Annotated in this window: 19 protein-coding genes; 4 read left to right on the top strand and 15 right to left on the bottom strand. The window is 57.8% G+C overall.

Features of this window, described 5'->3' with window-relative positions; translation table 11 throughout:
• Window positions 1-61 precede the first annotated feature (61 nt).
• Together EHN06_RS02725 and EHN06_RS02720 are read left to right on the top strand one after the other, a co-directional pair.
• Complete coding sequence (locus EHN06_RS02725) at window positions 62-1,654, top strand: GMC family oxidoreductase (protein WP_127329964.1); 1,593 nt, start codon at window positions 62-64, stop codon at window positions 1,652-1,654.
• Window positions 1,655-1,808: 154 nt separating this feature from the next.
• Window positions 1,809-3,494: a SulP family inorganic anion transporter gene (locus EHN06_RS02720; protein WP_228257399.1), complete on the top strand. Its 1,686-nt coding sequence runs from the start codon at window positions 1,809-1,811 to the stop codon at window positions 3,492-3,494.
• A 58-nt stretch (window positions 3,495-3,552) separates the two neighbouring features.
• On the opposite strand, the gene EHN06_RS02715 is transcribed toward EHN06_RS02720, so the two are convergent.
• From EHN06_RS02715 to EHN06_RS02685, 7 genes are read right to left on the bottom strand one after another with little or no spacing between them, the layout of a single operon-like run.
• Window positions 3,553-4,707, bottom strand: coding sequence for an acyl-CoA dehydrogenase family protein (locus tag EHN06_RS02715; RefSeq protein WP_127329962.1), 1,155 nt, complete (start codon window positions 4,705-4,707; stop codon window positions 3,553-3,555).
• 57 nt (window positions 4,708-4,764) lie between these two features.
• Window positions 4,765-5,847 carry an MBL fold metallo-hydrolase gene (locus EHN06_RS02710; RefSeq protein WP_206075715.1) on the bottom strand — a complete coding sequence of 361 codons (1,083 nt, stop codon included), beginning with the start codon at window positions 5,845-5,847 and terminating at the stop codon, window positions 4,765-4,767.
• Window position 5,848: 1 nt separating this feature from the next.
• Window positions 5,849-7,516 carry a long-chain fatty acid--CoA ligase gene (locus tag EHN06_RS02705; protein WP_127329960.1) on the bottom strand — a complete coding sequence of 556 codons (1,668 nt, stop codon included), beginning with the start codon at window positions 7,514-7,516 and terminating at the stop codon, window positions 5,849-5,851.
• A 54-nt stretch (window positions 7,517-7,570) separates the two neighbouring features.
• Window positions 7,571-8,386: an HpcH/HpaI aldolase/citrate lyase family protein gene (locus EHN06_RS02700; protein ID WP_127329958.1), complete on the bottom strand. Its 816-nt coding sequence runs from the start codon at window positions 8,384-8,386 to the stop codon at window positions 7,571-7,573.
• A 34-nt stretch (window positions 8,387-8,420) separates the two neighbouring features.
• Window positions 8,421-9,620, bottom strand: a complete 1,200-nt coding sequence (locus tag EHN06_RS02695; protein ID WP_127329956.1) for a CaiB/BaiF CoA transferase family protein — start codon at window positions 9,618-9,620, stop codon at window positions 8,421-8,423.
• Between the two features lie 37 nt (window positions 9,621-9,657).
• Window positions 9,658-10,821, bottom strand: coding sequence for an acyl-CoA dehydrogenase family protein (locus EHN06_RS02690; protein WP_127329954.1), 1,164 nt, complete (start codon window positions 10,819-10,821; stop codon window positions 9,658-9,660).
• On the bottom strand, window positions 10,818-11,657 hold the full coding sequence (locus EHN06_RS02685) for an FAS1-like dehydratase domain-containing protein (protein WP_416332536.1): 840 nt from the start codon (window positions 11,655-11,657) through the stop codon (window positions 10,818-10,820). Before EHN06_RS02685 ends, EHN06_RS02690 begins: the two co-directional genes overlap by 4 nt.
• A 164-nt stretch (window positions 11,658-11,821) precedes the next feature.
• Between EHN06_RS02685 and EHN06_RS02680 the strand changes: the two genes are divergently transcribed.
• Window positions 11,822-12,730 carry a LysR family transcriptional regulator gene (locus tag EHN06_RS02680; RefSeq protein ID WP_127329950.1) on the top strand — a complete coding sequence of 303 codons (909 nt, stop codon included), beginning with the start codon at window positions 11,822-11,824 and terminating at the stop codon, window positions 12,728-12,730.
• Between the two features lie 24 nt (window positions 12,731-12,754).
• Here the strand turns inward: EHN06_RS02680 and EHN06_RS02675 are convergent, their stop codons facing one another.
• Genes EHN06_RS02675 through EHN06_RS02645 form a run of 7 tightly spaced genes read right to left on the bottom strand, consistent with a single transcriptional unit; the run spans window position 12,755 to window position 19,263 of the window.
• Window positions 12,755-13,210 carry a MaoC/PaaZ C-terminal domain-containing protein gene (locus EHN06_RS02675; protein ID WP_127329948.1) on the bottom strand — a complete coding sequence of 152 codons (456 nt, stop codon included), beginning with the start codon at window positions 13,208-13,210 and terminating at the stop codon, window positions 12,755-12,757.
• Window positions 13,211-13,212: 2 nt separating this feature from the next.
• Window positions 13,213-14,832, bottom strand: coding sequence for an AMP-binding protein (locus EHN06_RS02670; protein ID WP_127329946.1), 1,620 nt, complete (start codon window positions 14,830-14,832; stop codon window positions 13,213-13,215).
• Complete coding sequence (locus EHN06_RS02665; RefSeq protein WP_206075714.1) at window positions 14,832-15,542, bottom strand: ABC transporter ATP-binding protein; 711 nt, start codon at window positions 15,540-15,542, stop codon at window positions 14,832-14,834. The genes EHN06_RS02670 and EHN06_RS02665 overlap by 1 nt, the downstream gene beginning before the upstream one ends.
• Window positions 15,543-15,544: 2 nt before the next feature.
• Complete coding sequence (locus tag EHN06_RS02660; RefSeq protein ID WP_127329942.1) at window positions 15,545-16,363, bottom strand: ABC transporter ATP-binding protein; 819 nt, start codon at window positions 16,361-16,363, stop codon at window positions 15,545-15,547.
• On the bottom strand, window positions 16,360-17,241 hold the full coding sequence (locus tag EHN06_RS02655) for a branched-chain amino acid ABC transporter permease (protein ID WP_127329940.1): 882 nt from the start codon (window positions 17,239-17,241) through the stop codon (window positions 16,360-16,362). The genes EHN06_RS02660 and EHN06_RS02655 overlap by 4 nt, the downstream gene beginning before the upstream one ends.
• Window positions 17,242-17,250: 9 nt before the next feature.
• Entirely contained in the window at window positions 17,251-18,123 is an 873-nt protein-coding gene (locus EHN06_RS02650; protein WP_127329938.1) for a branched-chain amino acid ABC transporter permease, read from the bottom strand.
• Window positions 18,124-18,132: 9 nt separating this feature from the next.
• On the bottom strand, window positions 18,133-19,263 hold the full coding sequence (locus tag EHN06_RS02645; RefSeq protein WP_127329936.1) for an ABC transporter substrate-binding protein: 1,131 nt from the start codon (window positions 19,261-19,263) through the stop codon (window positions 18,133-18,135).
• Between the two features lie 166 nt (window positions 19,264-19,429).
• Between EHN06_RS02645 and EHN06_RS02640 the strand changes: the two genes are divergently transcribed.
• The gene (locus EHN06_RS02640) at window positions 19,430-20,413 is read left to right on the top strand and encodes an aldo/keto reductase (RefSeq protein WP_127329934.1); all 984 of its coding nucleotides are present in this window, start codon (window positions 19,430-19,432) and stop codon (window positions 20,411-20,413) included.
• A 45-nt stretch (window positions 20,414-20,458) separates the two neighbouring features.
• Here EHN06_RS02640 and EHN06_RS02635 read toward each other — a convergent pair whose 3' ends face one another.
• Window positions 20,459-21,790, bottom strand: a complete 1,332-nt coding sequence (locus tag EHN06_RS02635; RefSeq protein WP_127329932.1) for a hypothetical protein — start codon at window positions 21,788-21,790, stop codon at window positions 20,459-20,461.
• Window positions 21,791-21,792 lie beyond the last annotated feature (2 nt).

Here is a 21,792-nt window from a genome sequence, read left to right as displayed (position 1 = left end):
CATACTTACAGTAGATCTGTACCCTCCCCTTCCAAAACAAGAATTTCAAAGGTGACCGGCAATGCAAACAGTGGATTACGTGATTGTGGGCGGCGGCTCCAGCGGCTGTGCACTGGCAGGTCGGCTGAGCGAGGACGCCAATACGACCGTTGCACTGATCGAGGCCGGATCACGCAAGGGCGCCAGCTGGCTGATTAAGACACCCGCAGCCGTGGTCGCGATGGTGCCGAAGAATATCAACAACTGGGCATTTGAGACGGTACCGCAGCCGGGCCTGAACGGCAGGTGTGGTTACCAGCCACGAGGCAAAGTATTGGGCGGTTCGTCAGCCATCAATGCCATGGCGTACATTCGTGGCCACGCCAGTGACTACGATGCCTGGGCGGCACAGGGCAATGACGGCTGGGCCTTCAAGGACGTACTGCCGTACTTCAGGAAGTCCGAAGGTAATCAAACGCTCAACGACGAGTGGCACGGTACCGAGGGGCCGTTGAAAGTCAGCAACTTACAAAGTGACAACCCTTTCCAGCAACATTATCTGAAGGCTGCCGAACAGGTGGGCTATCCCCTGACCAACGATTTCAACGGGCCTCAGCAGGAAGGCATTGGCCTGTATCAAGTGACCCAGCTCAACGGCGAACGCTGGAGCACCTATCGGGGCTATCTTCTGCCCCACCTCAACAGTCGCCCTAACCTGACGATCGAGACCGATGCGCTGACACAACGTGTTCTGTTCGAAGGCAAACGCGCGGTAGGTGTCGAGGTCCTGAAAAACGGCCAGTTACAACAGATTCGTGCACGGAAGGAAGTGGTGCTGAGCGCCGGCGCATTCCAGTCACCGCAACTGTTGATGCTGTCCGGAGTAGGGGACGCCGATGAGCTCCGAACAGTCGGCGTTCCTGTGGTGCATCACCTTCCTGGCGTGGGCAAGAACCTACAGGACCACCCGGATTTCATCTTTGGCTATAAATCCAAAGATGCCAACCTGCTGGGGTTGTCACTGAAAGGCGGTCTGCACGGAATCCGTCAGTTTATGCGTTATCGCAAAGAGCGTCGCGGCCTGCTGGCTTCCAACTTTGCAGAAGGCGGTGGCTTCCTCAAAACCGACGCTCAGCTGGACGCTCCCGATATCCAGCTGCACTTCGTAATTGCACTGGTGGATGATCACGCCAGAACCCTGCATGGCGGGCACGGTTTTTCCTGTCACGTCTGCCTGCTGCGCCCCAAGAGTCGCGGTACCGTTTCGCTGAAAGATCGTTCGGCGCAAACACCCCCGATAATCGACCCGAAATTCTTTGACCATCCGGATGATATCGAAACGATGGTCAAGGGCTATAAAATGACGGATCGACTGATGAAAGCGCCGGCACTCGCCCGCTTCATCACTAAAGACCCCTTTACCGCGAATGTCACCACGGACGATGACATCCGCGAAGTGCTCCGATCACGCACCGACACTGTCTATCACCCGGTGGGCACCTGCAAAATGGGGGGCGACAATATGGCTGTTGTCGATCCCCAACTACGGGTTCATGGGTTGGAAGGGCTACGGGTGGTGGATGCGTCCATTATGCCAAGCATCATCGGCGGCAATACCAATGCGCCGGCGGTGATGATCGCAGAGAAAGCGGCAGATCTTATGCGGGCCTCGTGAGAATACTGTCACAGGGGCGAATAAAAGGACCGGAGTGACGGCCACGACGATCCCGTTCTGCATCGTGATGATATGCTATACGATTATCAAAGCCCTCAACGGAGAGCTCCGCGGATACACGTGTGACAGTGACACGTTGCCACTCGGAGCTGCTATGCAGATGTCCCCAAGCGAAATGATCTTCAGGCTCTTTCCCTTCCTGAGGTGGGCCAGGCCCACGAAACAGCAGACCCGGGCGGATGCCATCGCGGGCATTACGGTTGGGTTGGTGCTGATTCCCCAGGCCCTGGCTTACGCCCAACTCGCGGGGATGCCTCCCGTCACCGGCCTTTATGCAGCCCTGTTGCCGGGCATCGTCGGGGCGTTGTTCGGCTCATCGTCATTGCTTGCGGTAGGTCCTGTTGCCTTGACCAGCCTGTTGACCTTTGCGGCGCTGCAACCCCTGGCCGAGGCAGGATCACCGGAATGGGTGGCGATGGCGATATGGCTTGCCTTCTATTCCGGTCTCATGCAGTTCTTTATGGGCGCGTTCCGCATGGGCATTCTCGCTAACCTCATCTCGAATGCCGTTGTTCAGGGGTTCGTGAATGCGGCTGCGGTCATCATAATAGTTTCGCAGTTACCCTCCCTGCTGGGCTTTGGTACGGGCACCGAAGGGAACTGGCTATCCACGATCTGGCATGAGTGGCAACACGCCCCCTTGCGGCTGATGGTCACCGCCGGATTCGGCCTCGGTGGCGTTGCGGTTTTGCTCTTGCTCGGGAAATTTACGGCGCGCCTGCCTGCGGTCATGGTCGTCACATTGATTGGCATTGCCTGCAGCTACCTGCTGGGATTCGCAGAACTCGGCGGTTCCGTCATCGGGCCTGTGGGTAGCGGACTCCCGCAGCCTTCGCTACCATTGACGCTTTCGGTCGATCAGCACTTGGCGCTGCTCTTGCCCGCTGCCATCATCGCCCTGATCAGCTTTACTGAGGCGATGTCGAGTTGTCGCACCATGTCGCGAATAACCGGAGAACCCTGGGACCGAAATCAGGAGTTAATCGGTCAGGGACTGGCCAAAGTGACCAGTGGCTTTAGCGGCGCCTTCCCCGTCAGCGGCTCCTTCTCCCGCACGGCGCTGAATGCCTACAGCGGGGCAAAAACCGCACGGGCTTCCCTGATCGCCTCGCTGGTGGTACTGATCTCCCTGTTCGGCTTTACCCAGGTTCTGTATTACCTGCCGACCGCGATTCTCGCCGCTATCATCATCGTGCCAGTCACCCGGCTGATTGATGTCCGCTCGCTCACCCGATTAAGTCGTGAAAATCCCAAGGATGGCGTTGTAGCCCTCGTCACCCTGGTTGTGACGCTGGTCACCGTGCCCAACCTTTACTGGGGAATACTGGCGGGAATGGCCGCCTCCCTGCTCGCTTTTCTTCATCACCATGCGATGCCGCGAATCATTGAACTGGGGGTCCATGAAACCGGTGGGTTTCGTGACAGAAATCTCTACCAACTGCCGCCCATTGCCGAGGGGGTCCTCGGTGTGCGCATGGACGCCTCCCTGACCTATCTGACCGCACCGATGCTGGAGCGCTATATTCGCAAGAGAGTGGATGCCGACCCAAGCCTGAAAGCGGTATTGATTTCCGCCTCTTCACTGAATCAGATCGACTCCACCGGCCTGGACACCCTGCAGGATATCTGGTCCTTTCTGGATACAAAGGGCATTACACTCTACCTGTCCGGCCCCAAGCTTCCGTTGCGAGAAGCTCTTTCAAGAACCGGACTGGCACAACTGATCAAAGAGGAAAACATTCTTGCGACCGACGCGAAGGCCATCGAGACACTGAAGTAGCTGCCGGACAGCGAATGAGGTTGCCGGAACACTATATTAAGCGTCAGCATTCAGCCACTCATGCCCCTGCGTTACGAATCATCTGCTTCGCGATCACCAACTGCTGGATCTGCGATGTTCCTTCGTAAAGACGGAACAGGCGAACATCGCGATAGAAGCGTTCGACGCAGTATTCACTGACATAGCCGGCGCCGCCGTGAACCTGCACGGCGCGATCCGCAACCCGGCCAACCATCTCGGTGCAATAGAGCTTGCAACTCGCCGCATTCATGGACGCCGGCTCCCCGGCATCGTAGGAGCGCGCGGTCTCTTCAACCATGCATTTGCCGGCATAATATTCCGTCTGGCTATCGGCAAGCATGGCCTGCACCAGCTGAAAGTTGGCGATCTCGGTTCCGAACTGCTTGCGCTGCGAGGCGTATGTCACGCTTTCATCGATCAGACGCTTGGCGGTTCCGACGCTCAGGGCGCTGATATGCAGACGGCCGCGATCCAGCACTTTCATCGCGGTCTTGAATCCCTGCCCTTCCACGCCGCCAATCAGCGCCTCGGCCGGCACCCGGACGTTCTCGAAAATCACGTCACAGGTGTGGGCCCCTTTCTGGCCCATCTTCTTGTCAGGCTTGCCAAGGGAGATACCCGGAAGGTTGGCGTCCACCAGAAATGCCGACACCCCGCGGCCGCCTTCTTCACGGGTGCCCGTGCGGGCCATCACCGTGAACACGCCGGCACGGGGCGCATTGGTGATATAGCGCTTGCTACCATTGATGATGTAATGATCACCATCACGACGAGCGGTGGTCGCCACCGAGCCGGCATCAGACCCGGCATCCGGTTCCGTCAGGGCAAATGACCCTATCAGTTCACCGCTGGCCATTAATGGCAGGTACTTCGCTTTTTGCTCCGGGGTGCCGTCAATCACAATGCCCTGGGAACCAATGCCGACATTGGTACCGAACATCGAGCGGAACGCCGGCGACGTGTAACCCATTTCCTGAATCACCGCGACTTCTTCGCTCATGGTCAGCCCGAGGCCGCCAAACTCCTCTGGAATAGACAGACCGAACAGGCCCATGTCCTTCATTTCGTCAATGACGTCGTCGGGAATGCGGTCTTCTTCTGCCACCTGCATTTCCAGGGGAATCAGGCGATCACGCACGTACCGCCGCACGGTGTCGACAAACTGATTGAGAGTATCGCGATCAAGTGCCATAGCGGCCTCCGTATAAATTAGTGTATGCGGTGTGGCCTGTTTTACCAGACCAGCTATCTATTCGACCCGGTACCAGCACACGCCCTGAGCATCAACGGAGCAGGCCAGTTCGCCGGACTCCCAGAGGTAGTTCAAACACGCCTGAGCTTCTCCCGTGGCCAGACTGAAGATCAACGGATCGTCTTCGGTTATCGGCCTGGAAAATAACAGTCCGAACAGATCCACCACCCGCTTGGGACTTTCCCTGAGTGACTCACGGAGCACTGTAAAGGAACGCTCCTGCTCGGCAATCAGGGCATCAATGCGTTCGTGTAACCCGACAAAACATTCCTGGTGAGCGGGCAACACCAGAACATCATTGGGAATTTCCTCTTTCAACCAACGAAGAGACTCCAGCCAATCGGCCATGGGGTTGGCAAGTGGTTCCATCGGCGTCACGGACACATTGGAAGAAATCCTGGGCAGTACCTGATCACCGGAAATCAGCAGCTTCAATTCCTCACAATAGAAGCAGGCGTGTTCCGGTGAGTGCCCGCTGCCTACCACAACCCGCCAATTGTGCCCGCCGATCTCATGGCTCTGCCCGTGTTCCAGGCGATGGTATGCCCGGGGCAGTGGAAAGACCCGTTTTCCGAAATTGCCGTAATGCCCCCTATAACTCCGGATCGCGGCAGCAGGCCACCCGGCGCTGCGATGAAAACTGATGAAGTCCTCCGGCACCTTGTCATCATGGGACTGCGCTTCCAGGATCCGGCAAGTCATGTATTCCATGCGGGTCATCCAGAATTGTGCACAGTGGAGCTCTGTCAGCCAGCCCGCCAGGCCAACATGATCAGGGTGCATGTGGGTGACAAATACCCTCTGGATCCTCCCGTACTCCTCAATCCGTCTGATCATCGACATCCAGGTATCTTCCGCGTCCGGGGTACGCATGCCGGTATCTATCACCGACACGCCGTCTTCATCGGCCAGCAACCAGACATTAATGTGATCCAGTTTTCCGGGCATGGGAATCCGGCTCCAGAAAACCCCGGGGGCGACTTCCGCCAGCTCGCCGGCATCGGGCACCCGGTCCAGTGGATGGGATATTCCGCCACCGCCAGCGACACACACGGACTCACCCTCATAAACCCCGGCCACCTCAGGACACCTCTTTCCGCGCCGCTTCCTGAAGCTGACGCCAGTTGATTTTCCCAGTTCCGGACTTGGGCAGTTCGTCGATAATCTCAACAGCTGTGGGCACCTTGTAAGCCGCCATATGCTGTTTGCACCAGGCAATAATGTCATCACCGGTCAGCGCGGTGCTGGCACTCGGCTTCAGGACCACCAGGGCCTTGGCGGTCTCTCCCCTCTTGGTGTCCAGCACGCCGATGACGCAGGCCTCATGGATATCGGGATGGCCATACATGATGCTTTCCACCTCGGCCGGCCAGACCTTGAAGCCGGAGGCGTTGATCATCCGCTTGAGGCGATCCACCATGAAGAAATAACCTTCCTCGTCCATGTAGCCCAGGTCGCCGGTACGCAGGAAGCGTTTGCCATCCCGCTCAAGGAAGGTTTTTTCCGTGGCTTCGGGGTTGCGCCAGTACTCCCGCATAACCTGGGGACCGTGCAGAACAATCTCTCCTGTCTCGCCCTGGGGTAGCTCTTCCAGCGTGCCCGGATTGACGATGCGGGCATCGACGCCAAAACTGGCGATGCCCAGACACTGCCGCTTGCCTCGCTCGATCGGGTTGCCGAGGATGAACGCGGCGGTTTCCGTCAGGCCATAAGCCTCGTTGTAACTGATGCCGAACTCGTCCTTCAGGCGCTTGGAAATGGCCTCAGGCATGGCCGCACCGCCGCCCATCAGCCGGAACAGACTGGAAATATCATGGTTGGCCAGGTCCGGGTTGGAGAAGAAATCCACAATCATGGAAGGCGGGGCACTCCACATATTCACCCGGTGACGCTCGATCAGTTTCAGTGCCGTATCACGGTCCCAACGCTGCATGATCACCGCCGTAGAGCCGTTATAGATGGGGCCATTCATACCCCCCTGCATACCGAGGAAGTGGAACAGCGGCGCGATTGCCAGGCACGAAAACGCCGGAGATCCGCCACGCCATACCGCCGACCCGGCCACCGCGGCCAGCACGGAACCATGGGTATGGACACAGCCCTTGGGCTTGCCGGTGGTGCCGGAGGTATACCCGATCACACACAGGTCGTCGTGCTTACCCGCAAAAGACGCCGGGTTTATCTCAGCAGCCAGGGCATCCCGCCAAAGGGTCATGCCCGGACCTGTCAGCTCCTGCCTCGGCGCTGTCACGGCGTCCGGAACAGACACATCGGTCGGCTCCGTCAGATAGTCCGAGTAGGCATGGATGATCAGGTGTTCAATGTCGCCCGAGCCCAACAGGGGGCGGGCCTGCTCACACAGTTCCTGGGCCGCCAGTACGACTTTCGCACCACTGTTGGTCACGCAATAGTGCAGCTCTTCCGCCAGGTTCATCGGGTTGACTGGCACCACCACCGCCTGCGCACGCAGAATCGCGTAATAGGCCACCACATACTGGGGGCAATTCTGTGAGTACAGGGCCACCCGGTCACCCGGTCCGACCCCACACTCACGCTGAAGATACCCGGCCAGATGTTCCACCTGCGTCAACAGCTCACCGTATGAAAGCGTCGAGTCATAAAATACGGTGGCCGGCTTTTCCGGGTAGCGCGTCGCCGCGACTTCCAGGTTGTAATAGAGGCTGGTTTTCGGTACATCCAGCAAGCGTGGCAGGCCCTTGGGCCAGTATCGATTCTGTTCCGGTGTCATGTGATTCCTCTCATACCTGCCGGTTATCGGATTAGTGCGACGGGCTGCCGATCTTTATTGCGCCCGGTCCAGGATGGTTTTCGCCATGGCGATCACAGGTGCATCCACCATCTGCCCGTCCACCTTGAACGCCCCGCTTCCGGATTGCGCCGCTTCCATGACCTTGTTTGCCCACTCCACCTGATGGGCATCCGGCGCAAAGCCGGCCTGAACTGCGGCGATCTGTCTGGGATGAATACACAGCATCCCGGCAAATCCCATGTTGCGAGCCCGGCGTGCCCGGGCTGTCACCGCCTGTTCATCGTCGAATACCGGGAATACCGTATCAATCGGGGGCAGCAGTCCAGCGGCCCGGGAGCACACCAGTATCTGATAACGGCACTGATCCAGGATTCTCTCCGCGCCCTCGGTGTTGCCTTCAATGCCCAGATCATCACTCAGGTCCAATCCGCCGTAGCTCAAACGCTCAACGGCCGGCGTGGCAGCAATGGCACTCAATGCCAACAGCCCTCTGGCGGATTCAATCAGCGGGATGACCGGCTTACCGGCGTGTGACACAGCCTCAATATCTTCCGGCGATTCCGCTTTCGGCAGCATGATGCCAGCGACCTGTTTATGGCGGGCACACAGGGCAACGTCACTATCAAATCCGTCGGTCCCCCTGCCATTGATTCGGACGTAAATCCCCGGGCCGTCGTGATGCATGAGGAAGTTCTCGAGAGACTCCCTTGCCACCGCCTTGGCATCGGGAGGAACGGCGTCCTCCAGATCCACAATCACCGCGCCGGCACCACTGACCAGCGCTTTATCAATCCGCTCAGGCCTGGTTGCCGGCACAAAAAGCATGGTTTTTAATTTACGGTCTGTCATTGTCAGATACCTGTTATCGTGTTCCCGCCAGCACTCAGATCACGCCACGCTGTTCCAGCTGACCAATCTGTTCCTCGCTGTATCCCAGTTCCGACAGAATGGAACGGCTGTGCTCACCTACCGCAGGCACCGCGGATACCGCACCTTCAAACCAGACACCCGGCGGTTTCAGCGCCGGCACGTCACCCACAGGGGTTGCCACACTGATCCAGCGATCCCGCGCCTGCAGTTGCGGATGTTTCCAGACCCGCTGCATATCATTCACCGACGCATTGGCGATGCCGGCGGTATCCAGACGCTTCACCACTTCCGCTAGTGACAGCTCTGAAAACACCTCCCGTATCAAGTCACCCAGCTCATCGCGATGGACAGACCTTTTGGGGTTAGTAGCGAACCGGGGGTGCTCCGCCAGCTCTGGCTTTTGCAGGACCTGGCGACAGAACTCCCGCCATTCCCGATCATTCTGTAACCCCAGCATCACGGTCTCACCATCACCGACCGGAAAGGGGCCATAGGGAAATATGGTGGAATGGGATGCGCCCGCCCGGGGTGGCGGCATTGCGTTATCAAAACTGTAGTACATGGGATATCCCATCCACTCCACCAGGCTTTCCAGCATCGACACATCAATGTGACTGCCTTTCCCGGTCCTGCCCCGCAACAACAGGGCAGACAGGATGTTGCTCTGGGCATACATGCCTGCGGCGATATCAGCCACCGAGCATCCGGCCTTTACCATGCCCTCCGGGTCCGGTGTGCCGGTGACCGACAGAAATCCACTCTCGCTCTGTATCAGCAGATCGTAGGCTTTCTTGTCCTGCAGGGGACCACCGTGACCGTAGCCGGAGATATCGCAGACGATCAGCCGGGGATACCGGTGGTGCAGCGCCTCGAAAGAGAGCCCCATTCTGGCCGCCGCCCCCGGCGCCAGGTTCTGCACCAGTACATCCGCATCCGCCAGCAACTGGAGCAGGACTTCCAGCCCCTCGGACGATTTCAGGTCCAGGCTCAGGCTCTCCTTGGAACGGTTGACCCACACAAAGTGCGACGACATCCCATTGACCCGGTCATCGTACTGGCGCGCGAAATCACCGGTTCCCGGGCGCTCCACCTTGATCACCCGTGCCCCCTGCTCGGCAAGGTGTCGGGTACACAAAGGCGCAGCGACTGCCTGCTCCAGAGATACGACGTTGATTCCTTCCAGGGGAAGAACACCACTGTTGTTTTGGTTCACGTACACTTCCCGATTTTCAGGTGTATCACTGTGGGGATCAGAACGATCGCGGCAGTCCCAACAGATGCTCGGCCACGTAGGAAAAAATCATGTTGGTGGATATCGGCGCGACCTGATACAGGCGCGTCTCGCGGAACTTGCGCTCTACATCGTATTCGTTGGCAAAGCCAAAGCCGCCATGGGTCTGCAGACAAACATTGGCCGCCTCCCAGGAGGCTTCCGCGGCCAGGTATTTGGCCATATTGGCGCTGGCGCCGGCGGGACGACCGCTGTCATATTCCTCACAGGCACGCCAGCGCATCAGGTCCGCTGCTTCCACATTGATATGGGCCTTGGCAATCGGGAACTGCACGCCCTGATTCTGCCCGATGGGACGGCCGAACACTTCGCGGTCACTGGCATATTGCCTGGCCTTTTCGATGAACCAGCGACCATCGCCGATACATTCCGCGGCGATCAGGGTGCGCTCGGCGTTGAGGCCATCCAGGATGTAACGGAAACCCTTGCCCTCTTCCCCAATCAGGTTCTCGGCGGGAATTTCCAGGTTGTCGAAAAAAAGCTCATTGGTTTCGTGATTCACCATATTGGCGATCGGCTGTACCGTTAGACCATTGCCGATGGCGTGATGCAGGTCCACGATAAAGATCGACATACCCTCGGATTTGCGACGAACCTGGTCCAGCGGCGTGGTGCGGGCCAGCAGGATCATCAGGTCGGAATGCTGAACCCGGGAGATCCATACCTTCTGACCGTTCACCACATACTTGTCCCCCTGACGAACAGCGGTTGTCTTGATCTTGGTGGTGTCGGTACCGGTTGTGGGCTCGGTCACCCCCATGGACTGCAGCCGCAACTCACCCGCGGCAATCTTCGGCAGGTATTTCTGTTTTTGCGCTTCGCTGCCATTACGCAACAGGGTGAACATGTTGTACATCTGGCCATGCACGGTACCTGAGTTGCCACCGGCCCGGTTCACCTCTTCCAGGATCACCGAGGCTTCCGCCAGGCCCAGGCCCGAACCGCCATATTCCTCGGGAATCATTGCCGCCAGCCAGCCGGCGTCGGTCATGGCATTCACGAATTCCTCGGGGAACGCTTTGCGCTCGTCGATGCCTCGCCAATAGGCCGCATCAAAGTTCCCGCACAGTCCGCGCACGCCTTCCCGGATATCTTCGTACGTCTGCAGGGCAGGGTTGATCATTGGTGTTTCTCCTTGAATTCAATTTCACCTTGATGGGCTGGTCCGTCCTCATTCGCGGCCCACAGTTGAGCCTTACCCTGACCGACAATCCGCCCTTCCACATTGAAAGATTTGTTCACGGTCAGAGGACGCAGGCCACGGTACGACAGCCGCACCGGTGTCAGACCGGGATTGGCGTCGGTAAACGCCTGCACCATCAGCGTGGCAATCAGCGGCCCCTGGACCACCAGGTCGGGATAGCCCTCTTCCTGCGTGGCATAGGGCTTGTCGTAATGGATCCGGTGGCCGTTAAAGGTCACCGCCGAATAGCGGAACAGCAATAAAGGAGAGGGATCCACCCGATTGCTCCATTGAGCATCGGGAACGGGCTGGTCCAGGGACAGTCTCGGGGTGGCCGGGGCCTTGTAGACGATGTCCTGCTCTTCGCTCAGACACAGCTCGCCGTTCTGGTGGTAGTCATGTCGAACCGTGACAAAAAGCAGCTTCCCTGAACGCCCTTCCTTCTCATTAACAGAGTGGATGGTCGACGAACGTTCAGCGGTTTGACCAATCATCAGGGGTTTGTGGAATTCAACACGACCACCGGCCCACATGCGGGTGTTGCCTGCGGATTTCGGCAGGAACCCACCCGGCGCTATGTGGCCATCATGGCCGGTCCCTGAGGGCGGAACGGGAATCTGGAAGAACGCCCAATGCCATAGCGGTGACAATTCATCTCCGCACCCCGGCGTGGGTCGGTCCAGCATCGCGGCTATACGCGCGGCCAGGGATGCATCCAGGGCATCCACACAGGTTTCCCGCTTGCCAATCCAGTCTTCCGGAGCGTCTGACATCACACTTCCTCTATCAATACGTCTTCTAGTTTTTGGATATTGGTAATAATGCCGATATATGACAGAGGAGAGAATTCGATTTTGCACAAGGGTGCGTTTGGTTTCCATGAACACCCCGGTGGTTTAGACTGACAATCCCTTTGTTAGCTTGCTGCCGAAATCTCATTATGCATTTTGATATTCCCGATTTACGTCTGTTTATCCACGTTGCAGAAGCCAACAGCCTGACCGGTGGGGCCAAGCGTGCCAGCCTGTCGACGGCAGCAGCCAGCATGCGTATCAAATCCCTTGAGGGGCAGTTGGGAAGCCGGCTGTTCTATCGCGACAGCCAGGGTGTGGAACTGACGCCTGCCGGCCATGACCTGCTGGTTCATGCACGAGCCATCATGCGGCAGGTTGACTATATAAAAGATGAGTTCTCCCAATACGCGGAAGGCGAGTCGGGGCATTTGCGGATTTTTGCCAACACCACGGCGGTGAGCGACTTCATGCCCGACGTCCTGGCGCGTTTTCTGGCGACCCGTCCGGGAGTGACCGTGGATCTCCAGGAGCGGCTGACCCACGATATCATTCGGGGGGTGATCGACGGCTCGACGGACATGGGGGTGGTTGCCGGTCCGGTGAAGTCAAACAAAAAGCTGGAGATCATCCCCTTCAGCGTCGACCGGCTGGTGGTGGTCACCCCAAAAGATCACGAACTGGCAGCACGCCGGACCATTTCGTTCCGGGAAACCCTCGACTATCCCCACATTGGTTTGCGTGAAGGCAGCACTCTGTTCAATTTCCTCAAAGAGCAGGCCAGCGAGGCCGGCTCGCCGCTTCAGATGCGCATCCAGGTCTTCGGCTTTGAGTCCGCCTGCAGGATGGTCAGCCGCGGCGTGGGCATTGGCATCCTGCCCCGCTCCATTGCCCATCGCTATGCCGATTTCCTCGAGATCTCCACCATTGATCTGGAAGATGATTGGGCCGAGCGGGAGCGCAGCCTGATTGTGCGCGAACTGGATGCGCTGCCAAGGTGCGGCAAGGAACTGGTGGAGGAAATACGTTCGCAGATCGACCTCACGACGACACCCTGACAATCGTCGCGGACTTTATCGCCTTTAACGTCCGGCTTTCTTCAGAATCAGCATGTCGGAAACGCCGTCCTGAACCACCTCGTCCTGCTCATTCACCAGTTGCAGCCGCCGATTCACCCGGCCGACGCGCTGACTGGTTCCTTCCTCAAAATCGAGGATGGTCAGCCGAAGTCTCAGCGTCATACCGACCGTGATCGGCTTGACGAACTTCCAGTCACTGATGGACATCATCGCCACCGCCGACTTCTCGAAGATCCCCAGGGTGTGCATCATGCCCGTCGCTATCGCGATGCCATAGGCGCCATGGACCAGGCGCTCGCCAAAACGGGTTTTACTGGCGAAGTGCTGATCACAATGTATCGGATTCCAGTCGCCGGAAAGCATCGAGAAGAACGTCATATCCGTTTCGGTGACTGTTCTGCCAGTACTTTCAAAGACTTCTCCCTGTTTGAGATCTTCAAAATAAAGACTGTGATCCATTCTCAGCTCCCTGAAGCCTGTCGTTCATTATGTTCCTGTGAAATCCTGAATTTTGCGATTTCCCTCAACTTTCCCCGCTGAATCTTGGTGCCGTTGGCGCTCTCGGTAACCGGAAACGCATCCAGAAACCAGACGCGTGCCGGCACCTTGAAAGCGGCGGTCATATCCTTGAGCCAGGCACGGACACCCTCAGCGTCAACGGTGGCATCGGGTTCGGCAATGACAAACGCCACGCAAGCAGGTTTACCATCCACATCGGCGCCAATGACCTGAGCTTCGGCAATCCCCGGGCAATCCCTCAGAACGTCCTCAATCTCTGACGGGTTTACCAGAAAGCCACTGAGGCGGATCGCATCTCCGGCTCGGGTCTGATAGATAAAAGCGCCGTCCCCTCGCAGGTATCCGATATCTCCGGTGGAGAAGAAGCCATCGCGATCAACGGCTTCGGAGGTTGCTTCGGGGTTGTTAAAGTAACCTGCAAAGTTACCCCCGGCACAGATTTCAAGAACACCGCTCTGCTCCGGCTCCAGTATCTCCCCCGACTCGGTATCGCGAACCCTGATCTTTGCTTCCGGGTCAGCAGGAATACCGCCACCCTGGCATCGCTCCTGCACTTTTCCCTGGCCGGGATGGATCGAAAAAAGTGCCTGCACTTCACTTGAACCGTAAACCCCTGCCAACGGTATACCCCGGGCGTCCGCCAACCGGACTAGATCCTCGGCGCCTGTCTGGAACGCCGCAAAGCCACACACCCTGAGACTATCCAGCCTCGTGTTATCGGGCATCGCATCAAGGATGCGCCGATACATTTCGTCACTGCCAAACAGATGGGTCAACCGGTGTTCCCTGATCAGTTCAACGGCAGGCTCCGCATCAAAGGTCTCCATGACCGCGATGGGTATGCCTGCAGCCAACGCGGTCATGACCGGCACCAGACCAAAGGTTCCGCAGAACGGCAGGGGAGCAAGCAGGCCGGCGCCAGGCTGATCGAAGCGGAATGCCCGGGCCACGCAGTCTGCGTGGCTGGCCAGTGAGTGCTGGGTGTGCATCACCAGTTTGGGCAGTTTCGTGGTGCCCGAGGTAGTGAAGAGCATGGCCAGGTCGTTCTCGCTGGATCGGTCAGCCACATCGGGCGCATCGGTGGTATCCAGATCCGGAAACGGCAGCGTTGAACACCCCGTCAACTGAGGCAAATCCGCTGCCGGATCGAGGACCGCAATGGTTTCCAGGTCCGGCACTGTGCTCGACTCAAGATCCCCCAGCAGGGCCTGGAAATCGATCTTCCGGAAGCGGGGCTGCATGATCAGCATGCGGGCTCCGGAAGCGGACAGGATATGCTGCAGTTCCGCCGTGCGGTAACGGGTGTTCACGGCCACCAGCACGGCACCGATACGGGATAACCCCAACATCAGCGCCAGCCACTCGGGGCGGTTGACCAGCCAGACTGCCACCCGGTCACCGTGTCCAATACCCTGATCGCGCAGCCAGGCGGCTGCTGAGCTCGCCATCTGATCCAGTTCAGCATAGCTGATGTGGCGATCACCTCCGATCAGAGCACAAGAGTCCGGTGCCTGTTCCAGATGCCTTGCCACCAACGAGGTCAGAGTCAACTGCTTTGACATCAATAGAGCTCCATCAATTTCTTATTGTCACTCAGCTCTGCTGGCTGGCCTTCCCACGTCATCTGCCCGGATTTCATCACCACGACCCGGTCGGAGATCTTCAGGGCTTCCCTGACGTTTTGTTCCACCAGCAGGATCGACATCCCGGTTTTTTGCTGCAGCTCGCGGATCGGGCCACAGAGATCCTGGAACAGCTTTGGCGCCAGCCCGATAGACGGCTCGTCCATTAGCAGGCAACGAGGGCGACTGAGCAGCGCCCGGCCAATGGAGACCATCTGCTGCTGACCACCCGACAGATTGCCGGCTCGGGTCCGATAGAACTTTTTCATTACCGGTAAAATCGACAGCACCCAATCGATTCTGTCTCCCCGCTCTTTTTCCGGAACCCCGGCTGCCCACATGCCCAGACTCATGATTTCCTCCACGGTCATGCCGGGGAACACACCACGGCCTTCCGGCACCAGAGACATCCCGGCCACGGTCATGGCCCGGGGCTCCGTGACTGCCGCCTTACCATTGAACAGAATGCGGCCGCCTTCATGGGGCACCAGACCAAAAATGGATTTGAGCAGGGTGGATTTTCCCGCACCGTTGTGACCGATCAGGCACAGCACTTCGTTGTCGTTGACGTGAACATTGATGTCCGTCAGCACGGGTCGGCCACCATAACCGACCACCAGGTTCTCAACCGTGAGTAATTTATCTGTCATGGTCATCTCTCCCCGAAGTAAATGGCAGCCAGAGCCGGGTCGTTCAGGATGGTTTCCGGCTCGTCATCAGCCAGCAATTTGCCCTGGTCGAGGAAAGCTATGCGGTCCGAAATGTTCACCACAATATCCAGATTGTGCTCAATAATGCAGACGGTTATTCCCTCTTTGACTTCTTCGCGGAGCAACCTCAGGAACAGGTTATAGGAGTTGGGATCAAGCCCGGACGCCGGCTCGTCCAGCAGCCACAGGCGGGAATCCGTCGCCATGATACGGGCAAGGCTCAGGAACTTGCGCTCCGCATAGGCCAGATCAAGCGCGCGGGTGTGGCGCTTGTCGGTCAGGCCGGTTCTTTCGAGAATCCGGCTCACTTTGTCGTATCGCTCGGCCTTGCGGGATTTTCCGCCCGGTTGCCAGAGCCAGGAACCAGGCTCCATCACGGTAAGGATGTTTTCTTCCACCGTCATGTGGGTAAACAATCGAAGATCCTGAAAGGTCCTGGCAATCCCTTGTCTGGCAATTTCCCAGGGCGCCTTGCCAATGACCGACTCACCCTGCCAGCGCACTTCGCCTTTGGTAGGCTGAATGTGCCCGGTAATCATGTTGAACAGGGTGGTTTTACCAGCTCCGTTCGGACCAACCAGGGTGGTGATGAGGCCCGCCCGCAGCAACAGGGAAACATCATCAATGGCTTGCAGTCCGCCAAAATTCTTGCTGAGGTTACTGATCTCGAGTAACACCTTCTGGTTTCCCCCAGGTTCTACAGCGTCGGAACCTGGAACAGGGCTTGCGGTCTCCAGAGCTATATTCTGCTGCTCGCTCATTTGCTACCTCCCGGTTGCGAACTCACAATCCCGCCAGGGCGGAAAATCATCAGCAACACCATGGCCAGTCCGTACACAATCTGCTGAATGGACCCGATTTCGGTCTGCGGCAGGAATGACAAGTAAGTCAGGGCACTGGGAATGAGCATCAGTAACGCCGCACCCAACAGCGGACCCCAGATAGTGGCGGTGCCTCCAATAATGACCATCGCCATCACCAACACCGAGGTATCCAGCATGAAGCTCTCGACATTGATAAAGCTCATGTAAAAGGCATAGAGCGCACCGGCAGCCGCTGCCAGCGACGAAGACAGCACAACGGAGAGGGTTTTGATCACCGTTATGTTCTTGCCCGACGCTAATGCCGCCGATTCGCTGTCCCGCAATGCTTTGAGGCTGCGGCCGAAGCTGGTGTGCACCAGGGTTCGGGTAATTGCGATAATCACAACCAGGCAAGTCAGGGACATCAGCAGGAACTGCCAGGGTTTGTATACCGGATAACCAAACAGCTCCACAGCGGGAATCCCGATGACACCACCAATTCCCCCGGTAAAACTCTTCCATTCAGAGAACAGGGTGACGGCCAGCACCTGCAGTCCCAGGGAGGCCGCCACAAAGTATTCACCCCGTACCCGCAGAGCAGGTAGCGCCAGCAGCAGGGACGTTACCGCAGCAGCAACCATGGCAATGGGTACTGCCACAAAAAACTCCGGAGTCACATTCATGGCCACCAATGCTGCGGTATAGCCACCAATTCCGAAGAACACCGCATGCGCCAGAGAGAAGATACCGGCGTAACCGATAATGAAATTCAGTGTGGTCGAGAGGATCGCGTAAACCGAGATCAGGACCAGCAGGTTCAATATATAAGCCGTCATGTCAGCGCCTCACGAAACCGCAGCCCGCCCAAAGAAACCGGACGGTTTGAAGATGATGAAAAAGAACAGGATCGCGAAGGTCATGGCCTCGCTCCATTGGGTGCCCAACTTCCACAACGCCAGGTTCTCCGCCACACCAATCAGCAGGCCGGCACAGGCAGCACCCCTCAAGCTGCCGATACCGCCGACGATGGTCGCGGCCAGACTGATCAACATGACGTGGTGGCCAACAGCCGGATTGATACCGGTACCTGCGGCCGTAAAGATGGCACCAGGCACCACCAGCAGGGAACCAAGGGCAAAGGCGTAAGTGGACAGCCGACGGGGGCTGAGCCCGAACATACGCACCAGTTCCGGATTCTCGCTCAGTGCTCGCAACCCCTTGCCCACAAAGGTACGGGTCAGGAAGAAGTGCAGCGCGACGAAGCAGACAATGGCACACACAATGGCCAGCCCGTTCAGCGGTGAAAGGTAAAGGCCCGGCATCACCTCCACGGAGTTGCTCAGGGGTGTGGCAACAGACATGAAGCCCCGCCCGAACACACTACCGAGCAGGTTCTGCACCACAATACCGATACCAAATGAGGCCACGAACACGGTGAAGAATGAGCCTTCGTGGCGCTGAATCGGTGCGTACATCAAGCGATCCAGCAGCACACCAAACAGCACCGCACTGATGGCTGCCACCGCGACCGCGAGGGTCCAGTGCAAACCCAGTCCGGCCAACGCAAAGTGGAACAGGTAGGCGGCAATCGCGAAGGTAGCACCGTGGGCAAAATGGAAGATCTTGGTGGAACCAAAGATCAGTGAAAAGCCGGCTGCCGTGAGGGCGTAGATCGCCCCCACCTGCAAACCATTGGCAAGGAGTTGCAGAAACAGCATATTGCCCCCTTACTCCGCAGTCTTGACAGAAACCACTCTGCCACTGCCGGAGCCGTCCACCTCGAGTACCTGGATGGGGGCCAACAGGGTGCCATTTTCCTGGAAGGAAACCTCACCACCGACCAGTTTAAAAGTGTCCGTTGACTTACGCTGGGCCAGCAGATTGGCGCCCGTAATCTCTTTGCCTTGCTCCTCCAGAGACTGAGCAAGAAGAGCAAATACCCTGACGGCGTTGTAGTAGTTGGCAATGTAGGAAGTCGGGTTCTTGTCATGCTCCGCCCGGTAATCGTCCACAAAGCGTTTGGTAACCGGGTCTTCAGAATCCCAGTCAATGCTCTGGGTCGTAAACAACGCCCCCTGGGCTTCTTTCTGCTCTTGCAGTTCTGGAACCGAGAACGCGGAGTAACTGGCAATCTGAGCCCTTACACCGTTATCCCGCAACTGTTTAACGATCTGCAGTTGCTGGGATCCGTAGGAAGCCACATAGACCACATCCGGATTGTTGCTGCGAACCCGTGCAGCCACCCCGCTAAATTGCTGCGCCGATGCAGCAATGGAATGAGACTCCACCAGCTCGGCCCCCAGCGTTGGCAACGTCTTCTCCAGCTCGTGGAGAATTGACTCCCCAAGCGGATCATCGACATACACCAGAGTGAACCGTTTATGACCCAGGTCATTCACGGCATACCGGGCCAACGCCCCCACCTCATTGTTCGCCAGGGGGATAACGTTCCAGAAATACTCGCCCAACTCCGCCAGATCAGGGCCAACACCACCGCCGTTTACCGCCACTGTCTGGCTGCGCTGAGCCAGCGTGGAAATAGCCTTTGAGACTCCGGTGAAGGCCGACAGTGCATAGGGAACGCCCTCAACATTGACCAACTTGTTCATCGCGACGACGCCCTGCTGGGGCAAGGCCTGGCTGTCCTCGTACAGAACATTCAGATTGCCTGCGAGCATTCCATCTTCGTTGACATGCCTGGCCGCCAGCTCTGCGCCAGACATGAAAATGTCACCGTAGGTCGCGTTAGGGCCACTGAGTGGAAATACCGCACCAATTTCGATGTCATCCGCCTGTACTGACACGGCGGAAGCAATCCCGATGGCGAAAGCGAAGGAAGAAAGTGTCTTACGTAACATAAACTGTCCTCAATATTGTTGTTGTCCTGATTCAACCTACCACCGATTCAGCAACGCACAATTCGCCATTTATTAAGACCCCGTTAAGGCAATACAAATATGGGACAGCCCCCCGTATCGGCACTTTCAGCTACTCTTTCCGGATCAGCTATAAAGGAGCCAAACCATGAACTACCATCGCCTTGGAACCACCGGCATGAAAGTCTCCGCACTGTGTCTCGGCACCATGACCTATGGCTCGCCGAAGTGGCGGGACTGGGTGCTGGACGAACAGGCCAGCCGGCCGTTCATCAAGCAGGCACTGGACGCCGGCATCAACTTTTTTGATACCGCAGACATGTACTCGCTGGGGGAATCGGAGCGTGTTGTCGGTAAAGCGTTACTGGATTACGCGCCGCGCGAGGATGTGGTTATCGCCACCAAAGTTTTCAATCCCATGGGGGAAGGTCCGAACAACCGGGGCCTGTCGAGAAAACACATCATGGCAGCCATTGATAATTCCCTGCAGCGGCTGGGGACCGACCATGTTGACCTTTATCAGATCCACCGCTGGGACTACCACACCCCCATCGAGGAAACCATGGAGGCGCTCCACGATATTGTGAAGGCTGGCAAGGCACGTTACATCGGCGCATCGTCCATGTTTGCCTGGCAATTTGCCAAGGCGCAGTTCACTGCCGAGCAGCATGGCTGGACCCGCTTTGTAACCATGCAGCCGATGTACAACCTAATCTATCGGGAAGAAGAGCGGGAAATGTTGCCGCAATGTGCCGACCAGGGCATCGGAGTGATTCCCTGGAGTCCGCTGGCCCGAGGTGTCCTGGCCGGAAAAACCGTCCAGGGCAAGGACGGTGAAACCGCACGGGCGCGCACGGATGAGAATACTCGCAAATGGCACCTTGGCAGTGATATTGACCAGCCTGTGATCGCCGCCCTCCGTGAAGTGGCCGACAACCGCGGCACGTCCATGGCGCAGGTTGCGTTGGCGTGGGTACTATCCAATCCCGTGGTCACTGCCCCCATCATCGGAGCCAGCAAGCCCGGCCATATTGAAGAGGCACTTGCCGCTCTGGAACTGAAACTGAGTGAGGAAGAAAAAGCCTCCCTGGAGGCCCATTATGTGCCCCACAAGGTGGCCGGGCACGTCTGAAATAACGGCAAAGACGGGGAAACCTGACTTGCCGTCGTCAGGCCATCACAACGGCAGCGTCAAAACCGCGCATACCAGACTGCTGGTCACCAGCGCCACCAGCGAGAACCTCAGGCTCCAGCCGTAGGACACAGTGTGAGCGTTGTATCCCGTACAACGCTCCAACAGCAGGGAGTTGGCAGAATACGGGGTGCCGGCAATGGTAATTCCCCAGCCGGTGACCATGCCCAGACCTAACCCCAACAACCCGTACACAGGCCAGATAGGACCGAGAATACTTCCTGACAGTGTTCCGGAAATAATAGGATTAACGCCGATCGCACCACCGATGAAAAACAGCCAGGGTACGGCCATGGCCACCAGTGGATAGGCCCAGACGGGCAGGCTGAAATCCACACCCAACCAGCTCAGGGCAAACGTACCGATGACCCCACCCAGAAAAGACGAGCCCCCCATAATCACCAGCTCGTTATTCATACCCGCAAGTGATGGCATTGACACCGCTCCATCGGCAACCCGGCGATAAAGCAGACCAATGATAACCGCTGCCAGACAACTCAGAGTGACTGACTGAGAGTAGACCAGCCCCACCTTCGCGCTGAGTACAAACGCGCCCACGCAGATCAGAGCAATGATGGCTACGAACCTGAGCCAGGGAAACAGAGCCGATGGCTCGGCCGCCGGGACTATCGTAACGTCCGCCCGGGGTGGCTCGTCTTCCCTTGCCAGAGCACCGCTCACCAGGAACAACAGGGCGAATGGCAACCCCGCAGCGATCAGCTTCCAGCTCGACAGGTCCGGTAAAAAGGTCACTGCCATAACAATGGATATCGACAGCGGCGAGGCCATAGGCGACGCACCGAAACCACGTACCACCCCACGAGCAGCATTGCGGGCCAGGGCACTGTCGCCCTGTTCCTTGACCTGAACGCCAATCATCGTCGCCACTACCCCAACCGCCCCGAAGTTAAGTGGAACCGACAATAATGCCGTACCGACGGTCATGCCCAGATAGCGAAACAACGATTGACCGGCGAACAGGCTGCGGGAAATAGCTTTCAGATCACTGGACTGCCCCAGAACGGCAGACAACAGCATCACCGTAATAATCAGGGCGCCGATTCGTGCCATGTTGCCAGTAGCCTTGGGCAAGGCATCTGGCTCATAGGCCAACGCCACCAGGGTAAAAAGAATGATCAGAGTGAAAAGCACCCGCCCTACCGACCTGAGATTGCCCCAACCCAGCGCAATGGCAAGGCAGGCAAAAATGGTTGCAGCAACCGTATTGCCGGGAACAAATGTGGCTATCCCGGAAAACAGGGCCAGGTAGGCTAAAATAGAACGGGACCGGGTATAACCGTCCGGACGATTTAGCACGG

The sequence above is a fragment of the Marinobacter sp. NP-4(2019) genome (assembly GCF_003994855.1).
Classification (GTDB): domain Bacteria; phylum Pseudomonadota; class Gammaproteobacteria; order Pseudomonadales; family Oleiphilaceae; genus Marinobacter.
This window is presented reverse-complemented; position numbering and strand designations above follow the sequence as displayed.